Genomic DNA, 23,555 nt, shown 5'->3' on the forward strand with positions numbered 1-23,555 from the left:
TGATCGATCCTCACCATGCGGGTACCGCGATCGTGCAGTCCATGCTCGAGCGGTTGCGCCACCGCGGGCCGGACGGCGAGAACGTCGTCGAATTGTCCGGGCACGCCACCTTCGGGCATCGGCGTCTCGCGATCGTGGGGTTGGGCGAGACCGGCCGACAACCGATGCGCCATGGCACGCTGGTCATCACCTACAACGGTGAAATCTACAACCACGCCGAGCTAAGGTCACGACTCGAAAGAGAAGGCCTGTGCCGCACCTGGCATGGATCCTCAGACACGGAGGTCCTCCTGGCCGCCATCGCTGCCTGGGGGCTTGAAACGACCTTGCGCAGGGCGGATGGCATGTTCGCTTTCGCGCTTTGGGATGAAGGGGACGCCAGCCTGACGCTCGTGCGCGATCGCATGGGTGAAAAGCCGCTCTACTTCGGTTGGCTTGGCGACGCGTTCGCTTTCGCCTCCGAACTGACAGCGTTTGCATCCCTGCCCGGATGGCACCCCCGCCTGGATCAAGGCGTCGCCGTCGACTTCCTGCGACATGGTTTCGTTTCGGGATCGCCATCCCTGGTCAAAGGGATCTACCGGCTCCCGCCGGGCACGATCATGCGTCTGTCGCCCGCGGACATGACGACGAGGCCGGTCGATGCGGCCGCCCTGGACCGCATGCAACGCACCTATTGGCGACTCAGCGACGTGGCGACCGAGGAGGCACCGTCCCCGGAACCGATCGTTCGCCCCGCGGAGGCGCTCGAGTCACTCCTGGGCCAGGCGGTCCGGTCCCGCATGACGGCCGACGTGCCGGTGGGGACCTTCCTCTCGGGAGGCGTCGATTCCAGCCTGGTCACGGCCTTGATGCAGGCATCGTCGCCGGTCCAGGTGCACACGTTCTGCATCGGGTTCACTGATGCACGCTTCGACGAGTCCGCCCATGCGCGCGCGGTGGCTCGTCACCTGGGCACCGAACACACCGAATTCAGGGTCAGGGCCCAGGATGCGCTCGAGGTGGCGTGCGAGCTGCCTCTACTGCTCGATGAACCGATCGCCGATGCGTCTCAGATACCCACGCTGTTGCTGGCTCGCATGGCCCGCTCGAAGGTCACCGTCGCGCTTTCGGGCGACGGTGCCGACGAACTGTTCGCAGGGTACGGTCGGTATCGTGCGATCGTCGACATGTGGGGCCAGGTCGGGGGACTTCCCGTCGGGCCACGGCGATGGATGACCGGCGCCCTTCATGGGTTTGCCGGTAAAGCGGGCGTCGGGGGGCGTGCTGCCCGCTGGGCATCGCGTGCCGAGGCGGTGTCGCTGGGCACGATGCGCAAAGCGTTTGTCGGCGCCGATACGCGCTTCCATCTCAAGGGTGACGCGGGTCGTTCCACTACGGTACGAGGACTCTCGCCGCAACGCCAGGTCATGCTCGCGGACCAACAGGACTTCCTCCCCGACGACATCCTGCAGAAGGTCGATCGCGCGACCATGCGATACGGCCTGGAATCGCGCACGCCGTTTCTCGACCACCGCGTGGTGTCGTTTTCCTGGAAGCTGCCCGATCAGGCACTTCCTTTGAATGGCCCGTCCAAACCGTTGTTGAGGGACATCCTCCGGCGTTATGTGCCCGACGACTTGATCGACCGGCCCAAGCAGGGCTTCGACGTGCCCATGTGCGATTGGCTCAGAGGGCCTCTTGGCGCATGGACGGACGCCGCGATCGGGGCGCCCTGCCTTGACGCCATCGAAGGCGTCGATGCACAACACGTGCGCCGCATGTGGCGAGACCACAGTATGGGCCGGGCCGACTTCAGCCGCGAGTTGTGGCCTGTCGCCTTGCTTACCGCATGGATGCAGGCTCACGGGGTGGATCCCTGATGCATATTTTCGTGATATCGGACCTACCCCAGTTCGTGACCGGTGGCGCTGAAATGCAGGCCTATCGCCTGGCTACGGCGTGGATCGCCGAGGGACATGAAGTCACGGTCGCCGGTCGGCGGATGCGGCCGGGTTACCTGCCGCTGGAGAACGGCGCAATGCTTCGCACCTTGCGCATTCGCACCTGGAGCCGAGGGGGCCGTGCCCTTCGTGCGGTGACGTATGCCTTGTCGCTTGGGTTGCTTCTGATTCGGCACCGAAAACGATTCGATATCGTCTACGCCCGTTTTCTCAACGAGGGCGCGGCCGTCACGGCGTTGCTGAAGCGGTGGGGATGGCTGTCACGCCCGCTCGTCGCCGTGCCCGCGAACGTGCGCGGCACGGGCGACGTCCATGCGTTGCAGCGACTGCCGATGTCGAACCAGGTGATCGATCTCCTATCGCGGGAGTGTGACGCGATCAACCTCATCGCCGGAGCCATGGTCGATGAACTCGACCAGGCAGGATTCGATGCCTCGCGCTACACGAGGATTCCCAACGGCATACCGCTGCGCGACGCGACACCGCGCGTGCCGCGTCATCCGCCCACGTTTCTTACGGTGGGACGGTTGGCCCCGCAGAAAGGCCTGGATCTTTTGATCCGGTCCCTGGCGTTACATCGCACGCGGCTGTCGCCCGGGCAGGTCCGCGTCGCGGGCGACGGCCCTGAGCACCCGAGGCTCGCGTCGTTGGCACGGGAGCTGGGCGTGGACCATGCCATCGACTGGTTGGGCGAATTGTCACCCGCCGACGTGCAGAGGGAACTGGAGCACGCCGATGTCTTCCTGCTTGCCTCACGCTACGAGGGCATGTCCAACGCCGGACTGGAAGCCATGGAGCGCGGTAAGCCCCTTCTTATTACCCGATGCGGCGGATTGGACGAATATATCGGCGAGGGGAACGGCTGGGTTGCGGAACCGGAGGACGTCGAGTCATTGGCGACCGCCCTGTCGAACGCCCTGGATGCCACGCCGGAGGTGCTCATGGCCATGGGAGCGGCCAACCGGGCGATGGTGAAAGATCGATTCGAAATGACCCTCGTGGCGAAGCGTTATCTCGGGTTATTCGATACGCTCATCCAACGACGTTCCGGACCATCCGATGACCTCGGCTGAGCGAAAGGTATCCGTCATCGTTCCCGTATTCGAAGACGGCGCCCGGGCGCTCGACGCCGTACTCGCGCTTCATGCGCAGCGCGTGTCCGGAGCGACGCTTGAGGTCGTCATCGTGGACGATGGCTCACGCGAGCGCACTGTCAGGGAGCTCGACGCGCTGCCTGACGACACGTCGATCCGTGTCGTCAGGCTCGCTCAGAACGCCGGACGGTCGGCCGCACGCAATCGCGGCGCCGAAGAAGCGCAGGGAGACGTCCTGGTCTTCATGGACTGCGATTGCCTACCTGCCGATGCCCACTTCGTGCAACGTCATCTCGATGCCATCGATGCGGGGCATGTCGCAACGTGCGGTGACGTAAAGGGCTTTGACGACGCGTTCTGGTCCCGGTATCAAGCGCAAGCATCGGTACGACGTCGGCACGCGTTTGCCGCGGGCAGGCACTACGCGGGTACCTCACAGAATCTCGCCGTGAGGCGGGCGACGTTCTTCGCCGCAGGGGGGTTCGATAGCGCCTACCGGCAGTACGGATTCGAAGATCGTGACCTGCTCATCCGAATGGGACGGCTGGGCACGATCGGGTGGGTCGAGGACGCCTGCGTCATCCATAGGGATATCCTTAGCCTTCCATCGGTGTTTCGAAAGCTGAGGGAAGCAGGCAGGTTCGGGGCGGCACGTTTTCACCTCGCCTACCCCGACGCGTATCGCGCCTTGGGCTACGGTCGCATCGACGCAAGCGGTCGCCTTCTCCGGCGGTCCGCGGCGATACTGGCCGGGCGCCTGGCTGAGATGGCGGCGCCATGGCTCGACCGCCTCGCGACGAGCGGCGTGCTGCCGTTCCCCGTGGCGGCAATGATCGTCAAGCTGGGTTCCGCCGCCTCGTTCGCGCGAGGGACCGCAGAGGCGACAGGCGAGACGTTACGTCGGCCGCTTGTGTAACACGCACACATGCGTGGGAATGAGCGCCCGCAGGTGCTCAAGCCAGCGATCGGGCAGGCGCGCCAGCGCCCGTATGAGGATCCCGCCCGGCGACTCGATCGCAACCCAGGCACGAAAGGCCTTGACAGACGCCACGTCCCCGTGGAGGTTCGCGCGGGCAATCAGGTCGAGCAATGCCGTGAGGGTCAGCGGTTCGCAATCATAGACGCGGCCGCGTCGCCACAGTCGCAACCAGGGAGAACGCAGGGCACGAGGCCACCAGCTGAGCAGCGGCACCCTGAAATGCGGTTCGACCGGCATCCAGCGATTCGGTACCGCCAGATAGGCGATCCCGCCCGGCTTCAGCACGCGCCGTATCTCCTGAAGGTGGTGAAGCTGGTCGTCCTGCAGGCCCACATGTTCGATGACGTGGTTGGAGATGACAACGTCGAACGTGTCCGCGTCGAACGGTAGCGCCGTCGAGTGGACCGGCGTGAAGCGATACCCGTCGCGCACCTGCCGGCGATCGTCCACGTCGACGGCATCCACCTCAAACGCGTAGGACGACCGCGTGGCGAAATAATGCGCGATCCCACCGGCTCCCGTACCGACCTCCAGGAGTCGCCCGCCGCGCGGCGGCGACGGTTCGAGCAGCCGTTCGATCTTGAGACCTTTAGCCGCCCTCGACGACAGGTCGAGCGTGGCATGGCCTTGCCGTCGAGGGTTCGAGGTCATGGCGGGGCGCTCCCTACGCTGTCCAGAAGCCCGGTATAGCGAGAGGCCACCCGATCCCAGTCAAATCGTTCGAGCAACAGGTCGCGGGTCGCGAGGGGACCCATCGACGGCCCCGCCTCCAGCCGTGCCAGCACGGCCTGGGCCAGCGCGTCGGCCTGTCCGGCGGCTACACGGGTCACGCCGGCCATATCGTCGGCGACGTCGCCGACGGCGGGCACATCCGTCGTCACCACCGGGCAACCGCAGCCAAGCGCCTCCACGAGCACCAATCCCAAGCCTTCCTGATCGCCCGAGTCAGCGGGACGAAACGGCGCCACGAAAAGCGATGCGCGCCGGTACCATGCCGGGAGGCTCGCCGACGGTACCGGCCCGACGAAGGTCACCGCCGACGACAGGCCCCGCTGCGCCACCCGCGCTTGCAGCGAAGGCAGCAAGGGGCCGTGGCCGACGATGGAAAGACGGACGGACGGGCGCGACGCCCGGATGGCCGGCAGCGCATCGATCAGGATGTCGATCCCCTTCTTCTCGACCAGGCGCCCCACGAAAAGCAGGTGATCGGGCTCCCGCGCAGCGGCTGCATCCGGCGTGAAACGTGTGGCGAGATCGACACCCATCGGCGCCACGACGGGCACCGCTCGGCCGCCGAGCGCGGTGGCGAGCGGAAGCATGCTTCGGCTGACCACCGTGGTGGCACTCGCCCGCGCCATGACCCATCGCTTGAGGCGAACCGGCCAGCGCCCCCGCAAGGCGAACAGATCGGCCCCGTGGGACGTCACCAGGTAGGGACGACGCAGGAGCCTCGCCACGATACCGGGCAGCACGATCCAGTGCGCATGGACGACCGTGCGGTCGTCGGCGAAACGCCGTGCCGTCAGCCACTGCATCAGGAAAAAGCCCGGCACGAGCAACCACTTCCACGGCGAACGCCGCAGGTGCGTGGTGATGCCGCCGTCCTGCACCAGCGTCTCCCAGCGATCCGCTCCGTAGCGGTAACGCACCACGCTCACCCCATCGAGGATCTCGCGGCGCTTGGCGCCCTTCGCGTGCGGCACCACCGCTACCACGTCGAATCGCCCGGTGAGCCGCCGCGCGAGCTCGTGAACGAACCCCGGTTCGTGATCGCCGTGCCACCGCGGATACGTCGTCGCCAGCACGATCAGTCGCGGACGACCGGGGTCAGTCATCGCGACGATAGGTCAGCGAGGTGATCTGCTCGGAGACCAGCCCGATGAGAAACACCACGACCGCCGCGCTCCACATAAGGGAACTGCCATTGGTCAGGCGGCCGACCGACCAGAAGGTCCAGGCGTAATTGATGCAGCCGAGCAGGAAGAACATCGCGCTGACGGGCGCGAACAGCTTCAGCGGCGAATACAGCGTGGCGATCTTGAAGATGATCAGGAGAAACCGGATGCCGTCTTTCAACGGCTTGATATGGCTCTTGCCCACCCGCTGCCCGGCCTTGATCGGCTCGTAGGCCACGCCATAGGCGCTGCGGAAGAACGCCATCGTGCTGGTGGTGGGGTACGAAAACCCATTGGGGAGCAGGTGCAGGAACTCGCGGAAACGGCTGGCCCGGACCACCCGGAAACCGGACGTCAGGTCGGCGACCTCGTGGCCGGTCATGCGGCTGGCCAGCCAGTTATAGAGCGTGTTGGCCACGCCACGGCCGACACCGGCCTGGCTTTCCCAGTCGCGGGCGCCCACGACCATGTCGTAGCCCTGTCCCAGGCGGGCGACGAGGCGGTCGATGTCCGCCGGGTCGTGCTGGCCGTCGCCGTCCATAAATACGAGGATTTCGCCATGGGCGGCCCGGGCGCCGCGTTTGATCGCGGCCCCATTGCCCATCGAGTAAGGGGACGAAAGGCAGATCACGTCCAGTTCGGCGCAAAGCCCGGGGGTGCCATCGGTGGAGCCGTCGTCCACCACGATCACTTCGGCCCCCGGCTGGGCCGCTTTCAGGCGTGGCAGGAGGTCACGCAGCGCGGCGGCTTCGTTCTTGGCGGGAAGGATGATGCTGATATGGCTCAAGAGGGTATCCCCGGTGGAGCGTCGATGATAAGGGAAAGGCCCGACGCGCGTGGGCGTGGCCCGGTCTTCACGCGACCACGGCGTGACCCGCCTGATGTTCTGGAGTAGATTTCTCCCCAGTCTCGGGGTAGCGGACGCCATATGGTTTCGAACATGCACCAACCCATGCTGGCTGGCCTCACGGGCATGGCGCGGCGACTGGTCACCGAAGGCGTGCTGCCCGAGGCGGACGTCCGCAAGGCCGTGCAGGACGCCGCCGAAAAGCGTGCCTCGCTATCCGCCTGGCTGGTCGACCACAACCTCGTGGACAGCAACCGGCTGTCCCAGGTGGCCTCGGCGGAATTCGGCATGCCGCTGATGGATCTGAGCGCCATGCCCACCACCGGCATGCCGCTGGACCTGGTCACCGAAGCGCTCATCACCAAGCACCAGGCCCTGCCCCTGTTCAAGCGTGGCAAGCGCCTGTTCGTCGGCATCGCCGATCCCATGCAGTCGCACGCCCTGGACGAGATCAAGTTCCACTCCAACCATATGGTGGAGCCGGTGCTGGTCGAGCGGGCCCAGCTGCGCCGGGTGATCGACAACGCGCTCGCCACCATGAACAGCTCGGTCCCTGGCTTCGAGGACGGGGGGCTGGACGAGCTCTCGCTCGAAACCGGCGACGACGACGGCGAGGGCACCACCACCGGCATCGACGCCACGGCCAACGACGACGCGCCCGTCGTCAAGTTCGTCAACAAGATCCTCGTGGACGCCATCAAGCGGGGCGCGTCCGACATCCACTTCGAGCCGTTCGAGACGGTCTACCGGGTCCGCCTGCGCATGGACGGCATCCTGCGCGTCGTCGCGACGGCGCCGATCAAGCTCGGCACCCGCATCGCCTCGCGCCTGAAGGTGATGAGCGGCCTGGACATCGCCGAGCGCCGCGTGCCGCAGGACGGCCGCATCAAGCTCAACCTGACCAAGACCCGCGCCATCGACTTCCGCGTCAGCACCCTGCCCACGCTGTTCGGCGAAAAGATCGTGCTGCGTATCCTGGACGGCTCGTCGGCCAAGCTCGGCATCGACAAGCTGGGCTACGAGGAAGTGCAGAAGCAGCTGTACCTCGACGCCATCGAAAAGCCCTACGGCATGGTGCTGGTCACCGGCCCCACCGGCTCGGGTAAGACCGTGTCGCTCTACACGGCACTGAACATCCTCAATGTCGAGGGCCGCAACATCTCCACCGTCGAAGACCCGGTGGAAATCCGCGTCGAGGGCATCAACCAAGTGCAGCAGAACACCAAGCGCGGCATGACGTTCGCCGCCGCGCTGCGTTCGTTCCTGCGCCAGGATCCGGACGTCATCATGGTCGGCGAGATCCGCGACCTGGAAACCGCCGAGATCGCCATCAAGGCCGCCCAGACCGGTCACATGGTGTTGTCCACCCTGCACACCAACGACGCGCCGCAGACCATTTCGCGCCTGATGAACATGGGCATCGCGCCCTACAACATCACCTCGTCGGTCACCCTGATCATCGCCCAGCGCCTGGCGCGACGGCTCCACGACTGCAAGCGCGAGGTGCACCTGCCCGCCGCCGCCCTGCTGGCCGAAGGTTTTACCCAGGAAGAAATCGATGCAGGTATCACCCTCTGTGAGCCGGTGGGGTGCGACGGGTGCAATGAGGGCTACAAGGGCCGCGTGGGCATCTACCAGGTGATGCCCATGGTCGAAGAGATCCAGAAGATCGTCCTGGAGGGCGGCAACGCCCTCCAGATCGCGGAAGTCGCCCGCAAGGCGGGCATCAACGACCTGCGTGCGTCGGCCCTGCTCAAGGTAAGGAACGGCGTGACCAGTCTGGCCGAGATCAACCGCGTCACCAAGGATTGATGTTCCGCGGCGGTCCCGTCAGGATGTGCGCCATATGGCAGAAAAATAAGCGGAAAGTCGTTCAGACTCTCCGCTGGTGCGGGACGCCCGAGGGCGTCTTCGCGACGGATTGACCAGGGGGAACACCGCGCATGGCTCTCGCCACCGCCAACAAGAACACACGGGCCGTGGGTGCCGCGCGAGCGGACGTGGCGAAGCTGTCCATGTACGACTGGACCGCCCTGGACAAGCGCGGCAAGCGCATGACCGGCGAGATGCAGGCCAAGAACGCCGCGCTGGTAAAGGCCGAACTGCGCCGCCAGGGCATGAACCCGCAGACCGTGCGCGAGCGGTCCAAGCCGCTGTTCGGCGGCAGCGGCAAGGCGGTAAAGCCGCGTGACGTCGCCATCTTCAGCCGCCAGATCGCCACGATGATGGCGTCGGGCGTGCCCATGGTCCAGGCCTTCGACATCATCGCGAACGGCCAGAAGAACGTTCGCTTCAAGAACATCCTCAACGACGTCAAGACCAACATCGAGGGCGGCGCCTCGCTGCACGAGGCGCTGGGCCAGTACCCGGTGCAGTTCGACGAGCTGTACCGCAACCTGGTGCATGCCGGTGAATCGGCGGGCGTGCTCGACACGATCCTCGATACCGTCGCCACCTACAAGGAGCGCGTCGAGGCCATCAAGGGCAAGATCAAGAAGGCGCTTTTCTATCCCGCCATGGTGATGGTGGTGGCCTTCCTGGTCACCATGATCCTGCTGCTCTTCGTCGTACCCGTCTTCCAGCAGACCTTCAAGGATGCCGGCGCCGACCTGCCCGTGCCGACCCTCGTGGTCGTGAAGGCCTCGGAATTCGCCCAGTCCTACTGGTGGTTGATGATCCTCATCATCGCCGGTGCCGGCGTGAGCTTCGTCATGGCGAAGAAGCGCTCGGCGAAATTCGCCCACTTCCTGGACCGCCTCTCCCTGCGCATCCCGGTGATCGGCAACGTGCTGAGGCAATCGGCCCTCGCCCGTTTCGCGCGCACGCTCGGCGTCACCTTCCAGGCGGGCGTCCCCCTGGTCGAGGCGCTCGAGGCGGTCTCGGGCGCTACGGGCAGCATCGTCTACGGCGAGGCGGTGTTGCGCATGCGCGACGACGTCTCGGTCGGCCATCAGCTGCAGCTGGCGATGCGCCAGACCAACCTGTTTCCCAACATGGTGGTGCAGATGACCGCCATCGGCGAAGAGTCCGGCTCGCTCGACTCGATGCTGTTCAAGGTGGCGGAGTTCTACGAAGAAGAAGTGAACAACGCGGTCGATACCTTGAGCAGCCTGCTCGAGCCGTTCATCATGGTGATCCTCGGCGGCCTCGTCGGCGGCATGGTCATCTCGCTCTACCTCCCGATCTTCAAGATCGCCGGTACGACGTAACGGCCCCCGCCGGGTAGCCCGACGGCCCTCTCGCGCCTTCGCGGAGGGCCTTTTCATGTCCACGGAACCCCCATGCCGGACCTCCCGCTCTCTCTCTGGATCACCTTCGCCGCGATCTTCGGCCTGCTCGTCGGCAGTTTCCTCAACGTCGTGATCCTGCGCACGCCCCTGCGCATGCAGTGGGAATGGCGCCGGCAGGCCCGCGACGTACTCGAATTGCCCGAGGTCGACGAGCCGAAGCCGCCGGGTATCGCCCTCGAACCGTCCCATTGCCCGCACTGCAAGCACCGGCTGGCCGCGCGGGATAACCTGCCGCTGGTCGGCTGGCTCCTGCTGCGTGGCCGCTGCCGCTACTGCGGCGAGCGGATCTCCGCGCAATACCCCTTGGTGGAATGCCTCGCCGGCGCGGCCAGTGCGATCGTCGTCTGGCGCTTCGGCGTCGGGGCCGGCACCCTCGCGGCCTTGCTCTGCACCTACCTGCTCATCGCGCTGTCGGGCATCGACGCGCGCACGCAGCTGCTGCCCGACGAACTCAACTACCCCTTGCTATGGATCGGGCTGGGCCTGACCCTCATCCCGGGATGGCAACCGCTGCCGGTATCGCCCTCATCGGCGATCCTCGCGGCCCTGATCGGCTACCTCAGCCTGTGGAGCATCTACTGGCTGTTCAAGCTGCTCACGGGCAAGGAAGGCATGGGCCACGGCGATTTCAAGCTGCTGGCCGCGCTCGGTGCCTGGATGGGACCGTCGGCGCTGCTGCCGATCGTTTTGCTGTCCTCGCTCATCGGCGCGATCGTGGGCGGCACCCTCATGGCCTTGCGTCGCCACGATCGCGACGTACCGATGCCCTTCGGGCCTTACATCGCGGCCGCCGGGTGGGTCTGGCTCCTGGTGGGCGATCGCCTGCTCGACGGCTACATGCGTTTCACGGGTCTCTCGTGAGTCGCGTCGTCGCCCTGACCGGCGGCATCGCGTCGGGAAAAAGCGCGGTCGAGCGTCGCTTCGAGGCGCGGGGCGTTCGCGCCTACGACGCCGACGCGGCCGCACGCGCCGTGGTCGAGCCGGGCTCGCCCGCGCTGGCGGAGGTCGCCCGGGTGTTCGGACCGGGCACCCTCGACGCCGAGGGCCGCCTCGACCGCCCGGCGATGCGCCAGCGCGTGTTCGACGATCCTGCCGCGCGGACGACGCTGGAAGGCATCCTCCACCCGCGCATCCGCGACTGGCTGCGCGAGGCGGCGAACGCGGACAGGGGCCTCTACTGCATCCTCTCCATCCCACTGCTGGCGGAAAACCACGCCCATTACGCCTGGGTCGATCGCGTGCTGGTGGTGGATGCGCCCGAAGACCTTCGCGTCGCCCGACTGACACGGCGCGACGGCATCGATGAGGCCCTGGCGCGGAAGATGATCGCGGCACAGGCCCCGCGCGAACGGCGCCTGGCCATCGCCGATGACGTCATCGTCAACGACGGGGACGAAGGCCAGCTCGATCGCCAGGTGCAGGCGCTCCACGAGCGCTACCTGGCCCGATTCGCGCCAGGCTAGACGAGCGACGCCGCCGCCAGGCGCTCCGCCACGAATGCCTCGGCGGGCACCGGGCGACCGATGTGATATCCCTGCACCACGTCGCAGTCCATCTCGACCAGCCGCAACAGGGTTTCTTCGTTCTCGACGCCTTCGGCCACCGCCTCCATGCCCAGGCGATGCGCCACCTCGACCATGGCGCGCACGAGCTGCTCGGTACGCCGGTCCGACGTCATGGCGCTCACGAACGAACGGTCGATCTTGAGCTCCGTCGCCGGGAAGTGGCGCAGGTAGGCGAACGAGGCGTAGCCCGTGCCGAAGTCATCGATGGCGACCCGCACCCCGCAATCGCGCAGGCGGCGCAAGCCGCGGACGCTCACGTCGAGATCGGTCAGCAACGCGGTTTCGGTGACTTCGAGGATGGCGGAACTCGCCGGCACGCCCCAGATCTCCAGCGCACCGAGGATCTGCTCGGCGAAGCCGTGCTCGACGAACACCCGCGGCGAGAGATTGATCGCCACGTCGAGCGGGCAGTGGCCCCGATGAAGCGAGGCCACGTGGCGCAACGAGGCGTTGATGCTCCAGCGCGTGAGCGGCACGATCAGGTCGCTGCGCTCGGCGAAGGGGATGAAGTCCGCGGGCGCCACGTCCCCGTGCATGGGCGTGCTCCAGCGCGCCAGCGACTCCACGCGCACCATCTCGCCGCTGCGCAGGTCGCGCAGGGGCTGGAAGGCCACGTGGAGACGGTTGCCCTCGATGTCTTCGCGCAGCTCGCCGTAGAGGATATCCACGGGCGTTACGTCCGGCTCGTAGATGGCGAACGGCTCAGCGAGGCGCACGGCATCGTCGTGGGCCATTTCCGCGCGGCGGTAGAGCCACTCCGCGGTGGTGCCGTGATCGGGATGCATGGCCACCCCGATGGCGATGCGCCCATGCCAGGGCCGTTCCGGATGCGGCAGTGGCGAATCGAACGCGCCCACGATGCGGGTGGCGGCAAGCATGGCGTGAGTACGGTTGCGGATCGCGGGGAGCACGATCACCACGCTGTCGTCGCCGGCGACGAATACCTTGTCGACATGCCGCACCGCCTCGACGATGCGATCCCGGGCCGCGAGCATGATGTCGCTACCGAAGCCGTAGCCGAAGCGCAGTTGCAGTTCGCGCATGCCCTTCAGACGCACCACCAGCACGGCACACAAGCCGGTATCGGGAACCGCACGGTCGAGCATGACCTGCACCGCGGCGAGGATATGGGACCGATCGTTCATGGCCTGATGATGTTCCTTGGATCGATGCCGTGGCTGCCGGCCGGCAGGGTGCGCTGGATGTCGCGGCGCACGCCGCCCTCCTGCTGCACGAGGTCCACCAGCAGGGGGCGGCCGAGCGGCTGCTTGTCCGGCCGGCTGAGCACGGCGACTTTCGGCTGCAAACGCCGCGACGGGTTCTGCATCACCACCACCGCGACCTCGCCCGTGCCCAGTTCCACCAGCGAGCCGGTGGGGTAGACGCCCACGCAGGCCTGGAACTGTTCGACCAGTTCGCCCTGGAAGTCGCGGTCGCGCCCGGCGTAGATCTGCCTGACGGCGTTGTGCTGCGACACCGGGGCGCGGTAGGGACGCTCGGCCGACATCGCGTGGTATGTGTCGATGATCCCGGCGATGCGTCCGGCGAGGGGGATGGCCGTGCCCGCGAGTCCGTCGGGATAGCCGCTGCCGTCGAAGCGTTCGTGGTGGGTGGCGACCATGTCGCGCACCTCCGCGTCGGCGATGCCGGCCCGGTCGAGGATGGCCAGACCTTCTTCCACGTGCCGACGTGCCTGGACCCACTCAGCGTCATCCAGCGGGCCCTCGCGCTCCAGCACCTCGGCCGGCAGCCGGCACATGCCCACGTCGAGCAACAGCCCTCCCTTGGCAAGGCTGACGACCGCGTCTTCGTCGTACCCCATGTGCCGCCCGAAGGCGGCCGCGAGCATGCCGCAACCCACCGGCCGGCGATGGCCGTAGCCATCGCGGCGACGCAGGCTTTCCACCCAGGCAAACGTGTCGGCGCTACGCAGCAGGCTGTCCACCATGGGGCGCACGGCCTCGTCGAGCGCCTCCGGATCAAACGTCCTGTCCTGGCGCAGGTCGCCGATCAGGCGACCGGTGAAGGTGCGCACCGTTTCGAACGCCGTCGTCGCCCGGGGGAGTTCCTCGTCGAAGGTGGCGGTATCGGCATAGGCCTGCCTGGGCACCAGGCGCAGATTGAGCGCGGCGCGCGGGGCGGGCGTGGGCACCACGCGGGCGGGCACCACCCGGCGCGCCATGTCGACGAACACGTATTTGCAGAAGCGGCTGAGCTTGTCGATGTCGTCGCGCGAGGTGATCGGCACGCCCGCCATCGGAAACGGGGTGTCGGACCACTCGCAATCGAGACGGCTCACGTACATGCCGACCTCCAGGTCGTACACGAACACGCGCCTCTCTACCAGATCGTACGCCACTTGCCACTGCTCCTCGTTTCGAACGCAACACCGTCCGCGACGCCACGCCCCCTCCCGGCGCGACGTATCGAGTATCCCAGACGCGAAAGGCCGCCGTCAGCCACACAGCATGCCGAATCGACGTTTCCGGGAGCTACCCACGGTCGACCCGGCCTTATCGGCCGATGACGGCGGAACTTGAAGCGCCTGTCAGCAAACCCGCCGATCGCCGGTCTCATGGAGAAGTCCTGTCGAGGAAACGCCCATGCCCCGCCTGCTTCCGTTGCTGCTGCTCGCCCTCACCGCCTGCACCGCGTCCGCCCGCGACGAAGGCCTTCGCCTGCCGCCTCCCGCACGGGACGCCCGCCCGACGCAGGGCGATGCCACGGCGGTCTTCGCCGGCGGTTGCTTCTGGGGTGTCGAAGGGGTTTTCCAGCACGTGCGCGGCGTGCGCAGCGTGCGTACCGGCTACGCGGGCGGTGACGCGGCGCATGCCAACTACGACGATGTGAGCGAGGGCGACACGGGCCACGCCGAGTCGGTGAAAGTCGTGTACGACCCCACCCAGGTGAGCTACGGGCAGCTGCTCCAGGTGTTCTTCTCGGTAGCGCAGGATCCCACCCTGCTCAATCGCCAAGGGCCCGATCGCGGCACCCAGTATCGGTCCGCGATTTTTTACGGGTCGCCCGAGCAGAAGGCGATCGCCGACGCCTACGTGGCGCAGCTCACGGCGGCCCACGCGTTTTCCGCCCCCATCGTGACCCAGGTGGTGCCACTGAAGGGGTTCTATCCTGCCGAAGACGAGCATCAGGACTACATGCGCCTGAACCCGGATACGCCTTACATCGTGATCAATGACCGGCCGAAGGTGCTGGCGCTGGCCCGGCTCTACCCGGAGCGCTACACCCCGCAATGGGCCAACGGCCGGTAGAGGGCGGTTTTCCGGACCCTCCCCGGGCTCATGGCCGCCCCGGGGATGGCCGCGGCGACATCATCCCTTCAGCATGGGCAGGTTCAGGCCCTGCGCCTTCGCGCAGGCCACGGCCTCGTCGTAACCGGCATCGGCATGGCGCATCACGCCCGTGCCGGGATCGTTCCACAGCACGCGCGCGATTCGCCGATCCGCCGCTTCGCTGCCGTCGCACACGATCACCACGCCGCTGTGCTGGCTGTAACCCATGCCCACGCCGCCACCATGATGCAGGCTCACCCACGTCGCGCCGCCGGCCACGTTGAGCATCGCGTTGAGCAACGGCCAGTCGCTGACCGCGTCGCTGCCGTCGCGCATGGCTTCGGTCTCGCGGTTGGGGCTGGCGACCGAGCCGGAATCCAGGTGGTCGCGGCCGATCACCACGGGCGCCTTCAGCTCGCCGTTGCGCACCATCTCGTTGAACGCGAGGCCCAGGCGATGGCGCTGGCCCAGGCCGACCCAGCAGATGCGCGCCGGCAGGCCCTGGAAGCTGATGCGCTCGCGCGCCATGTCCAGCCAGCGATGCAGGTGCGGATCGTCGGGGATCAGCTCCTTCACCTTGGCGTCGGTGCGGTAGATGTCCTCCGGATCGCCCGACAGCGCCACCCAGCGGAACGGGCCCACGCCGCGGCAGAACAGCGGTCGCACGAAAGCAGGCACGAAACCGGGGAAGGCGAAGGCATCGGCCTGTCCTTCGTCTTTCGCCACCTGGCGGATGTTGTTGCCGTAGTCGAAGGTCGGCACGCCCTGCGCGTGGAAGGCGAGCATCGCCTCGACGTGGCGGCGCATCGACGCCTTGGCGGCCCGGGCGGTGCCGGTCGGGTCGGTGCGGCGGCGCTCCAGCCATTCGTCGACGGTCCAGCCGGACGGCAGGTAGCCGTTGACCGGGTCATGCGCGCTGGTCTGGTCGGTGACCGCGTCCGGGCGCACGCCGCGACGCACGAGTTCGGGCAGCACGTCGGCCGCGTTGCCCAGCAAGGCCACCGATACCGCGCGACCCTCCTTGGCGTAGCGATCCAGCCGCATGAGGGCGTCGTCCAGGTCACGGGCCTGCTCGTCGACGTAGCGCGTCTTCAGGCGGAAATCGATGCGGCTCTGCTGGCACTCGATGGTGAGCGACGAGGCGCCGGCCAGGCTGGCCGCGAGGGGCTGCGCCCCACCCATGCCGCCCAGGCCGGCGGTGAGGATCCAACGGCCGGCAAGGCTGCCGCCGTAGTGCTGGCGCCCCATCTCGACGAACGTCTCATAGGTGCCCTGGACGATGCCCTGGGAGCCGATGTAGATCCAGGAGCCGGCCGTCATCTGGCCGTACATCATGAGGTCCTTGCGGTCGAGCTCGTTGAAGTGGTCCCAGTTCGCCCAGGCCGGCACCAGGTTGGAATTGGCGATGAGCACGCGAGGGGCGTCCGGGTGGGACGGGAACACGCCCACCGGCTTGCCGGACTGGACCAGGAGGGTCTGGTCGTCGCGCAGTTCGCGCAGGGCGCGCAGGATGGCGTCGAAGCACTCCCAGTTGCGCGCAGCGCGGCCGATGCCACCGTAGACGACCAGCTCCGCCGGGTTCTCCGCCACCTCCGGGTCGAGGTTGTTCTGCAGCATGCGGAACGGCGCTTCGGTGAGCCAGCTCTTGCAGCTGAGTTCCGTACCGCGCGGCGCACGGACGGTACGGGTGGTGTCGATGCGGGTAACGGCCGTCATCGGGGGCTCCGGGATGCGGGAAAACCCCATTATGGGCGGCGGCCTTCGCCGCCCGCCAGATGCGTTGCAGCAATCAGCGCCCGGTAGAGGACGTGCCGGCCGGCGGCGCGGGCTGGCCCGGGTGACTGGCGTCGTAGCGTTTGCGGGCGTCATCCTGTCGCGAGCGGTAGAGCGACTGGTCGGTGCGGTTGGCGTTGTCGAGCTGGCTGCGCAGCGCCGGATCGGTCGTCGCGTTCATCTGGCGATTCATGTTGTCCTGGCGCAGTTGCTGCTGGACGGCATTCTGGCGCTGCTGGCTCTGTACCCGCGACTGGTCGACCGCGCGCTGCCAGTCGCGTTGGGCCGTCGACGGGGCGGGGGTCGTCGTGCGGGCGGGCTGCCCGGCAGGCCGGGCGGTCGTCGCACGGGGGTCGGTTTGCGCCACCGCGATCGCGGGGAGCGCGAGGGCGGCGAACACCAGAAGGGTACGGCGAGATGATTTGGTCATCGTCCTGGTCCAGAATGCGAGGGACTGTCCCCAGCCTACGTTTCCCCGCATGAACCTCGTGTTGCCATCCCGGTGGCGTGCCGTCACCGCGTTTTTGCTCGTCCTGCTGGCCGGTTGCGCCCAGCAACCGCCCTCCGCTCCCGCCACCCGCCACCCGGTGCTGCTGATCTCGATCGACGCGTTCCGGGCCGATTACCGGGATCGCAAGATCACCCCGAACCTCGAAGCGATGGCCGCCGATGGCGCGCAGGCGCCGTACATGCTCCCGTCGTTTCCGTCGCTGACCTTCCCCAACCACTACACCCTGGTGACCGGCCTGGTGCCCGACCACCACGGCATCGTCAACAACACGATGCGCGACCCCGTGTTGGGCGAGTTCGATCTCTCCAACCACGCGGCGACCAGCGACGGCCGCTGGTGGTCCGACGCCGAGCCCATCTGGGTCACGGCGCAGAAGCACGGCCTGCGGACCGCCACGATGTTCTGGCCGGGCACCGAAGCTCAGATCCACGGCGTGCGCCCGGATCACTGGATTCCCTACGACGGCGCCATCACGCCGCGCCAGCGCGTGGATAAGCTGCTGTCCTGGATCGACGAGCCGGGTCCCCGGCCGATGTTCGACACGCTTTATTTCGAAGGCGTCGACCATGCCGGGCACGACCACGGGCCGGATTCGCCCGAGGTCAACGCGGCGATGCGTGAGGTGGACGACGCCCTGGGTTACCTGGTCGCCGAACTGCGCCGCCGTGGTCTTTACGACCAGACCGACATCGTCGTCGTGTCCGACCATGGCATGGCCAGCGTGCCGAAGGGCAACACGGTGTTCGCCGACGACGAAACCGACCTCGACGACCTCGATCCGGTCTCCTACGGCGTGATGGCCACGTTCAACCCCCGGCCCGGCCACGACGCTACCCACGCGATCGCACGCCTGCTGGGCCCGCACGACCACATGACGTGTTACCGGCGCGAAGACCTGCCCAAGCGCCTGGACTACGGTACCCATCGCCGGGTGCCCGCGATCCTCTGCCTGGCCGATACCGGCTGGGCGATCATCAGCCACGCGGCCATGGACCGGCGCACCACGCCGATGTCGTTCGGGGAACACGGCTACGACAACCTCGATCCGACCATGCGCGCGTTGTTCGTAGCCCACGGCCCCGACTTCGTCCGCGGTGCCACCATTGCGCCGTTTCCCAACGTGGACGTCTATCCGCTGCTGATGCACCTGCTGGGCGTGCCGCCCCAGCCGAACGACGGCCACCTGGACGATGTGAAGGGCCTGCTCGCCCACTGACGACCCTGCGGGGGGAATCCCGTAGAATCGGCCGATGCGCCAGATCTATACCTCCCCCCGCCAGGACAACATCGACCGGATCGTCGCCCTTCTCGCCGACAACGACGTCGAGACCACGGTGACGAACCGGTCGAACTGGAACCGCCCCACCTACCAGCGATTCAGCTACTCCCAACGCAACGACAACCGCGATGCGTGGCCGCAGGTGTGGGTCAAGCGCCCCGACGATTTCCCCAAGGCACGCGCCCTGCTCAAGGACATCGGCATCGAGCCGGCGGTGCGCTTCCAGGAAGAACTCCGCGTCCATCGCCATCCCCGCTTCCAGCCGCCCGCGCAGCGCACGGCCGCGCGTATCCGTCTGATGGTGCTCGCGATCGTTGCGGGAGTGATGCTGATGATCGTGCTCAAGGCCACCCAGGTGCTCTGATGGACGGCGGCCACGCACCGATGCCAGCCCACCGGGCCTTGCGCGAACGGACCCGGGACGCGCACGAGGCCACCGAAGCCACCGAGGGCATGCGTCGGCTCATGGACGGGCGGATGGACGAAGCCGGCTATCGCCAGTTGCTGGCGGCGCAGCTGGGCCTGTTCACCCATTGGGAACGCGCGCGCGCGGGGTGGCTGGACCGCATCCAGCCGCGCTGGGCCTACACCTCGCGTCTCGCCCCGTTGGCGACGGACGTCGGCGACGCGCCCACGCCCGGCCCGCTCGGAGCCGCCGCATGGACGACGGACGTGCCGTCGGGCGACGACGAGGCGTGTTACTGGGGCGAGCTCTACGTCATCGAAGGCTCGACGCTCGGTGGCCGCGTGATCGTCGGCCACCTACGCGCGCGATTCCCGTTGCACGCCCATCGCTACTACGCCCTGGGCGAAGACACCCCGTCGCGCTGGCGCCATTTCCAGTCCGTGCTCGACGCCGCGCTGGTCGACGAGGAGACCCAGCGTCTCGCCGTCGAAGGCGCGCGGCGCATGTTCGCGCGCTTCCGCCAGGCGTTAGAGGATCCCGCCGCCCATGCCTGACCTGCCCGACCTGACCGCCTGCGATCGCGAGCCGATCCACATCCCCGGCTCGATCCAGCCGCACGGCGTGTTGCTCGTCGTGGACGCCGCGACGGCGACGGTTCGCCAGGCCAGCGGCAACGCGGCCCATCGACTCGGCGTGGAGCCCGGCACCCTGCCGGACGCGCCGCTGGCCGACCTGCTAACCCTGCCGGCGGATCTCTTCGACGACGACGCGCGTCCGGGACACAGCGCGTGGGTGCCGGTCGGATTCCCTCAGGCGCCCGCGACTACGGGTTGGTATGCGTGTGTGCATGCGTATCCCACGCGCTGGATGATCGAGATCGAACCGCGCGAATCGCGTTTCGACGAAGACCCGATCCGCTTCGCCTACGACCTGGCGCTCAGGCTCGACAACGACCTGACCGTGGAACGCGCGGCGACTCGCGTCGCGCGCAGCCTGCGCGACGTGCTCGGCTATGACCGCGTAATGGTCTACCGCTTCGACGAAGCGTGGAACGGCGAGGTGGTCTCCGAAGCGCGCCGCAACGACCTGGAAGCCTATCTCGGCCTGCACTACCCGGCCACCGACATTCCCCCGCAGGCGCGCGCGCTCTATCTGCGCAACCGCGTAAGGCAGATCAGCGACTGCACCTATGTGCCATCGCCGATCGTGCCCCCTTGCGATCCGCTCACGAACGAACCCGCCGACCTCTCCGACGTGTCGCTGCGCAGCGTGTCGCCCGTGCATCTGGAATACCTGGGCAACATGGGCGTCACCGGCACGCTGGTCGCCTCCATCCTCACGCGCGGCCGTCTGTGGGGCCTCATCGCCTGCCATCATTACAGCCCCTTCTTCGCCGATCACACGATGCGGGAAACGGCCGACGCCGTGGCGCGTGCGTTCGCGGCACGCGTGCTGGCCATCGAAGAACTCGACCATATCGAACTCGAAAGTGCGCTGCTCACGGTGCGCGAAAAGCTCATCACCGCCTTCAGCGGCAGCCATCGCATCGAGGCGGCGTTGCTCACGTCGCTCGCACCCGAATTGCTGGATGTCGTCGATGCGGACGGCGTGGCCGTCTTCACCGCCGACGGGGTGTCCCGCCATGGCACCCTGCCCGGCCCCGAGGCGTTATGGCGCATCCGCGACGCGGTCGCCGACGCGCCGCTCACCGGTGCCGACGGGGTCATCGGCGTGTTCCACACCGATCGCCTGGTCGAGAGCTTTCCCGCGCTGGACGAGCCCACCATCGCGAGCGCGGCGGCCGGCATCGTCTACATGCCCCTGGCCCTGGGCGTTCCGGCCGCAGTGATGTGGACCCGCACCGAGCAGGTGCGGCAGGTGCGCTGGGCCGGCAATCCGCAATTGGCGAAGCTCGAGGCCATCCCCGGGGCGCGCCTGTCGCCGCGGCAGAGCTTCGCCGCATGGCAGGAAACCGTGCAGGGTCGCTCGCGCCCCTGGTCGCGCCAGCACCTGGATTCCGCCCGGGCGATGCGCGTGCTCATCGAACGGATGTCCGCGAACGACACCCACGCTTAGCGGTCGCGGTGACATGGGTTTTGCCGGGGCGCTATAACATGGCGCCATGACCGATCGCGTCCGCCTGTTCCAGACCCTGCCGCACACGTGCGGCTATTACGCCGAGCGGATGGCGCAGAACCTCGTGGTCGACCCGGGCGCACCGAACCTGGACCGGCTCTACGGCTCCGCCCTGTCCAAGGGCTTCCGCCGGGCCGGCGGTCACCTCTACCTGCCCCAGTGCGCCGGCTGCCAGGCCTGCATCCCCTGCCGCATCGATGTCGAGCGGTTCTCGCCGGGCCGCACCCAGCAACGCTGCCTGAAACGAAACGCCGATCTGTCGGTGATCGAAGCGGCCCCCGGATTCACGCCGGAGCGGCACGCGCTCTATCGGCGCTACCTCGCCGCACGGCATAGCGGTGGCGGCATGGACGCAGCCGACGCCGAGGATTTCCAGCGATTCCTTACGGCCCCGTGGAGCCCCACGGTGTTCCTCGAATGCCGCAAGGACGGTCGCCTGGTAGGCGTGGCGGTCACCGACGTGCTGATCTCGGGGGTGTCGGCCGTCTACACGTTTTTCGATCCGGACGAAACGGCGCGCAGCCTTGGCACCTTCGGCATCCTTCAGCAACTGGCGCTCGCCGCCCGCCGGGGCATCCCTTACCTCTACCTCGGCTTCTGGATCGAAGGGCACCCGAAGATGGACTACAAGCGCCGCTTCCGCGCGCTCGAGATACGCCAACACGGTCGCTGGGTCGCCTTGCCCGATTGACGCTGCCGCTTAACCTTGCCGCCGCGCCCAGCGCGCGATCACCGCGTGGATGGCCTCCACGCCGTCGAAGAGGGCCGCCGGCCCCGGCTGGAGGATCAAGGGTGACTTGATCTCGTGCAATTCACCGTCGCGCACGGCAGGCATCGTCGCCCAGCCGGGCCGCGCCGCCACCCGCTCGGGGCGAAACCGCTTGCCGCACCACGAACCCAGCACGATGTCGGGCGCGCGGCGCACCACCTCCAGCGGATCGGCGAGGATACGCTGCTTCGCCAGCGGCTCTTCCAGCAACTCGGGAAACACATCGTCGCCGCCGGCGACACGCACCAGTTCGCCCACCCAGCGGATACCCGTGATGAGCGGCTCGTCCCATTCCTCGAAATACACCCGCGGGCGGCGCGGCAGGGCGGCCGCCAGCGCCGCGACACGCGCGAGGTTGGCCTCGGCCCGATCGGCGAAGGCGTTCGCACGGGTCGTTGCGCCGACCATCGCACCCAGTCGGCGAATGTAAGCGACGATGCCTTCGACGCTGCGGTGGTTGCTGATCCACACCTCGACGCCCGCGCGAATGAGCTCGCGCGCGATATCCGCCTGGATGTCGGAAAAACCGATCGCCAGGTCGGGCTTCAGGTCGAGGATCTGGTCGATCTTCGCGCTGGTGAACGCCGACACCTTCGGCTTCTCCTTGCGCGCCCGGGGCGGCCGCACCGTGAAACCGGAAATGCCGACGATGCGATGCGCCTCGCCGAGGGCATAGAGCACTTCGGTCGGCTCCTCGGTGAGGCATACGATGCGTTGCGGGTAAGCGTCCTGCATCAGTGCCCCGAAACGGTGATCACGAGCTTGCGCTGGTGCGCCTCGTGACGGTGTTCGTAGAGGAACACGCCCTGCCAGGTACCGAGCAACGGCCGGCCGCGATGCACCGGCACCGAGATCGACACGCCCGTGAGCACCGAACGCACGTGGGCCGGCATGTCGTCGGGGCCCTCGTCGCGGTGCCGGAACAACGGATCGCCGTCGGGCACGAGGCGGGCGAAAAAGCGCTCCAGATCGCCCAGCACGGTGGGATCGGCGTTTTCGCCGATCAGCAGCGAGGCGCTGGTGTGTTCGAGAAAAAGGTGGGCGATGCCCGTCTCCACGCCGCTGGCGACGACCGCGTCGGCGACGCGGTCGGTGACGTCGGTGAGCGAGCGCCCGCGCGTGTGCACGGTGACGGTGGACTGTGCGACGTGCTGGACGGGTTGGGCGCGGCTCATGGCGACCTCACGGATAGAGCATGCAGGAGGTCCACTGTGTCCCCTGTTCCGCGTGGACGATGCGTTCGTGCAGGCGGAACCGCGCGCCGTACCAGAACTCGACCCGATCCGGTTCCACGAGGTAACCGCCCCAGTGCGGCGGACGAGGCACGTCGCGACCGTCGAACGTCTTTTCGTAGTGGGCCACGCGTTCTTCGAAGGTCTGCCGGTCGGGCAACTCGCGGCTCTGCTTCGATGCCCAGGCGCCGATCTGGCTGCCGCGCGGGCGGGTGGCGAAGTACGCGTCGGATTCCTCGGCGCCGGTTTTCGAGATGCGTCCTTCGAAGCGCACCTGGATGCCCTCGCGGATCTGCTTCCAGTGGAAGCAGACGGCCACCTGGGGGTGCGTGGCAATCTCGTTCGCCTTGGCGCTCTCGTAATTGGTGAAGAAGCGCAACCCCTTTTCGTCCACGCCCTTGAGCAGCACGATGCGCGAATGCAGACGCCCCTCGCTGAAGGTGGCGAGATTCATCGCCGTGGGTTCGCGGTCGCCGCTGGCCTTGGCTTCGTCGAGCAGGCCGCGGAAGGTGTCCAGGATCTCGGAAGTGAGCATGACGGGCTATG

23 protein-coding genes are annotated in these 23,555 nt (G+C 67.5%); 13 read left to right on the top strand and 10 right to left on the bottom strand.

Features of this window, described 5'->3' with window-relative positions; all coding sequences use genetic code 11:
• Positions 1-41 precede the first annotated feature (41 nt).
• Genes asnB through PI246_RS07505 form a run of 3 tightly spaced genes read left to right on the top strand, consistent with a single transcriptional unit; the run spans position 42 to position 3,953 of the window.
• Entirely contained in the window at positions 42-1,862 is a 1,821-nt protein-coding gene (asnB, locus tag PI246_RS07495) for an asparagine synthase (glutamine-hydrolyzing) (RefSeq protein ID WP_320551210.1), read from the top strand.
• Positions 1,862-3,016, top strand: coding sequence for a glycosyltransferase family 4 protein (locus PI246_RS07500; RefSeq protein WP_320550660.1), 1,155 nt, complete (start codon positions 1,862-1,864; stop codon positions 3,014-3,016). Before asnB ends, PI246_RS07500 begins: the two co-directional genes overlap by 1 nt.
• Positions 3,003-3,953: a glycosyltransferase gene (locus PI246_RS07505; RefSeq protein ID WP_320550661.1), complete on the top strand. Its 951-nt coding sequence runs from the start codon at positions 3,003-3,005 to the stop codon at positions 3,951-3,953. The genes PI246_RS07500 and PI246_RS07505 overlap by 14 nt, the downstream gene beginning before the upstream one ends.
• Here PI246_RS07505 and PI246_RS07510 read toward each other — a convergent pair.
• Genes PI246_RS07510 through PI246_RS07520 form a run of 3 tightly spaced genes read right to left on the bottom strand, consistent with a single transcriptional unit; the run spans position 3,933 to position 6,698 of the window.
• Positions 3,933-4,667 carry a class I SAM-dependent methyltransferase gene (locus PI246_RS07510; RefSeq protein WP_320550662.1) on the bottom strand — a complete coding sequence of 245 codons (735 nt, stop codon included), beginning with the start codon at positions 4,665-4,667 and terminating at the stop codon, positions 3,933-3,935. The two genes, PI246_RS07505 and PI246_RS07510, sit on opposite strands and share 21 nt — an antisense overlap.
• Positions 4,664-5,851, bottom strand: coding sequence for a glycosyltransferase (locus PI246_RS07515; protein WP_320550663.1), 1,188 nt, complete (start codon positions 5,849-5,851; stop codon positions 4,664-4,666). The genes PI246_RS07510 and PI246_RS07515 overlap by 4 nt, the downstream gene beginning before the upstream one ends.
• Positions 5,844-6,698 (bottom strand): glycosyltransferase family 2 protein, encoded by an 855-nt coding sequence (locus tag PI246_RS07520; RefSeq protein WP_320550664.1) that lies wholly within the window; start codon positions 6,696-6,698, stop codon positions 5,844-5,846. The genes PI246_RS07515 and PI246_RS07520 overlap by 8 nt, the downstream gene beginning before the upstream one ends.
• 153 nt (positions 6,699-6,851) lie before the next feature.
• On the opposite strand from PI246_RS07520, the gene pilB reads away from it, so the two are divergent.
• The 4 genes from pilB to coaE all read left to right on the top strand — a co-directional run bounded on the left by pilB (position 6,852) and on the right by coaE (position 11,511).
• Complete coding sequence (gene pilB, locus PI246_RS07525) at positions 6,852-8,570, top strand: type IV-A pilus assembly ATPase PilB (protein ID WP_320550665.1); 1,719 nt, start codon at positions 6,852-6,854, stop codon at positions 8,568-8,570.
• 131 nt (positions 8,571-8,701) lie between these two features.
• Positions 8,702-9,967 carry a type II secretion system F family protein gene (locus PI246_RS07530; protein ID WP_320550666.1) on the top strand — a complete coding sequence of 422 codons (1,266 nt, stop codon included), beginning with the start codon at positions 8,702-8,704 and terminating at the stop codon, positions 9,965-9,967.
• A 72-nt stretch (positions 9,968-10,039) separates the two neighbouring features.
• Positions 10,040-10,909 carry a prepilin peptidase gene (locus PI246_RS07535; RefSeq protein WP_320550667.1) on the top strand — a complete coding sequence of 290 codons (870 nt, stop codon included), beginning with the start codon at positions 10,040-10,042 and terminating at the stop codon, positions 10,907-10,909.
• Entirely contained in the window at positions 10,906-11,511 is a 606-nt protein-coding gene (gene coaE / locus PI246_RS07540; protein ID WP_320550668.1) for a dephospho-CoA kinase, read from the top strand. The genes PI246_RS07535 and coaE overlap by 4 nt, the downstream gene beginning before the upstream one ends.
• On the opposite strand, the gene PI246_RS07545 is transcribed toward coaE, so the two are convergent.
• Both PI246_RS07545 and PI246_RS07550 read right to left on the bottom strand, forming a co-directional pair.
• Positions 11,508-12,758 (bottom strand): putative bifunctional diguanylate cyclase/phosphodiesterase, encoded by a 1,251-nt coding sequence (locus PI246_RS07545; protein WP_320550669.1) that lies wholly within the window; start codon positions 12,756-12,758, stop codon positions 11,508-11,510. The two genes, coaE and PI246_RS07545, sit on opposite strands and share 4 nt — an antisense overlap.
• On the bottom strand, positions 12,755-13,945 hold the full coding sequence (locus PI246_RS07550) for an HD-GYP domain-containing protein (RefSeq protein ID WP_320550670.1): 1,191 nt from the start codon (positions 13,943-13,945) through the stop codon (positions 12,755-12,757). Before PI246_RS07550 ends, PI246_RS07545 begins: the two co-directional genes overlap by 4 nt.
• Positions 13,946-14,216: 271 nt before the next feature.
• Between PI246_RS07550 and msrA the strand changes: the two genes are divergently transcribed.
• Entirely contained in the window at positions 14,217-14,882 is a 666-nt protein-coding gene (gene msrA / locus PI246_RS07555; protein WP_320550671.1) for a peptide-methionine (S)-S-oxide reductase MsrA, read from the top strand.
• A gap of 60 nt (positions 14,883-14,942) precedes the next feature.
• Here the strand turns inward: msrA and hutU are convergent, their stop codons facing one another.
• Both hutU and PI246_RS07565 read right to left on the bottom strand, forming a co-directional pair.
• On the bottom strand, positions 14,943-16,619 hold the full coding sequence (gene hutU / locus PI246_RS07560) for a urocanate hydratase (RefSeq protein ID WP_320550672.1): 1,677 nt from the start codon (positions 16,617-16,619) through the stop codon (positions 14,943-14,945).
• Positions 16,620-16,692: 73 nt separating this feature from the next.
• Entirely contained in the window at positions 16,693-17,106 is a 414-nt protein-coding gene (locus PI246_RS07565) for a hypothetical protein (RefSeq protein ID WP_320550673.1), read from the bottom strand.
• Positions 17,107-17,155: 49 nt separating this feature from the next.
• Between PI246_RS07565 and PI246_RS07570 the strand changes: the two genes are divergently transcribed.
• Genes PI246_RS07570 through PI246_RS07590 form a run of 5 tightly spaced genes read left to right on the top strand, consistent with a single transcriptional unit; the run spans position 17,156 to position 21,699 of the window.
• A complete protein-coding gene (locus PI246_RS07570; protein ID WP_320550674.1) occupies positions 17,156-18,403 on the top strand; it encodes an alkaline phosphatase family protein in 1,248 nt (415 codons plus the stop codon).
• Positions 18,404-18,437: 34 nt separating this feature from the next.
• On the top strand, positions 18,438-18,830 hold the full coding sequence (locus tag PI246_RS07575) for a hypothetical protein (protein WP_320550675.1): 393 nt from the start codon (positions 18,438-18,440) through the stop codon (positions 18,828-18,830).
• Complete coding sequence (locus PI246_RS07580) at positions 18,830-19,426, top strand: biliverdin-producing heme oxygenase (protein ID WP_320550676.1); 597 nt, start codon at positions 18,830-18,832, stop codon at positions 19,424-19,426. The genes PI246_RS07575 and PI246_RS07580 overlap by 1 nt, the downstream gene beginning before the upstream one ends.
• Entirely contained in the window at positions 19,419-20,948 is a 1,530-nt protein-coding gene (locus PI246_RS07585) for a GAF domain-containing protein (RefSeq protein WP_320550677.1), read from the top strand. The genes PI246_RS07580 and PI246_RS07585 overlap by 8 nt, the downstream gene beginning before the upstream one ends.
• A 46-nt stretch (positions 20,949-20,994) precedes the next feature.
• The gene (locus PI246_RS07590) at positions 20,995-21,699 is read left to right on the top strand and encodes an arginyltransferase (protein ID WP_320550678.1); all 705 of its coding nucleotides are present in this window, start codon (positions 20,995-20,997) and stop codon (positions 21,697-21,699) included.
• A gap of 9 nt (positions 21,700-21,708) precedes the next feature.
• On the opposite strand, the gene PI246_RS07595 is transcribed toward PI246_RS07590, so the two are convergent.
• From PI246_RS07595 to pdxH, 3 genes are read right to left on the bottom strand one after another with little or no spacing between them, the layout of a single operon-like run.
• Positions 21,709-22,512, bottom strand: coding sequence for an ABC transporter substrate-binding protein (locus PI246_RS07595; protein ID WP_320550679.1), 804 nt, complete (start codon positions 22,510-22,512; stop codon positions 21,709-21,711).
• Positions 22,512-22,952 (bottom strand): secondary thiamine-phosphate synthase enzyme YjbQ, encoded by a 441-nt coding sequence (locus PI246_RS07600; RefSeq protein WP_320550680.1) that lies wholly within the window; start codon positions 22,950-22,952, stop codon positions 22,512-22,514. The genes PI246_RS07595 and PI246_RS07600 overlap by 1 nt, the downstream gene beginning before the upstream one ends.
• Positions 22,953-22,959: 7 nt before the next feature.
• Positions 22,960-23,544 (bottom strand): pyridoxamine 5'-phosphate oxidase, encoded by a 585-nt coding sequence (gene pdxH / locus PI246_RS07605; RefSeq protein WP_320550681.1) that lies wholly within the window; start codon positions 23,542-23,544, stop codon positions 22,960-22,962.
• Positions 23,545-23,555: the final 11 nt, after the last annotated feature.

The sequence above is a fragment of the Luteibacter sahnii genome (assembly GCF_034063545.1).
Taxonomy (GTDB): Bacteria; Pseudomonadota; Gammaproteobacteria; order Xanthomonadales; family Rhodanobacteraceae; genus Luteibacter; species Luteibacter sahnii.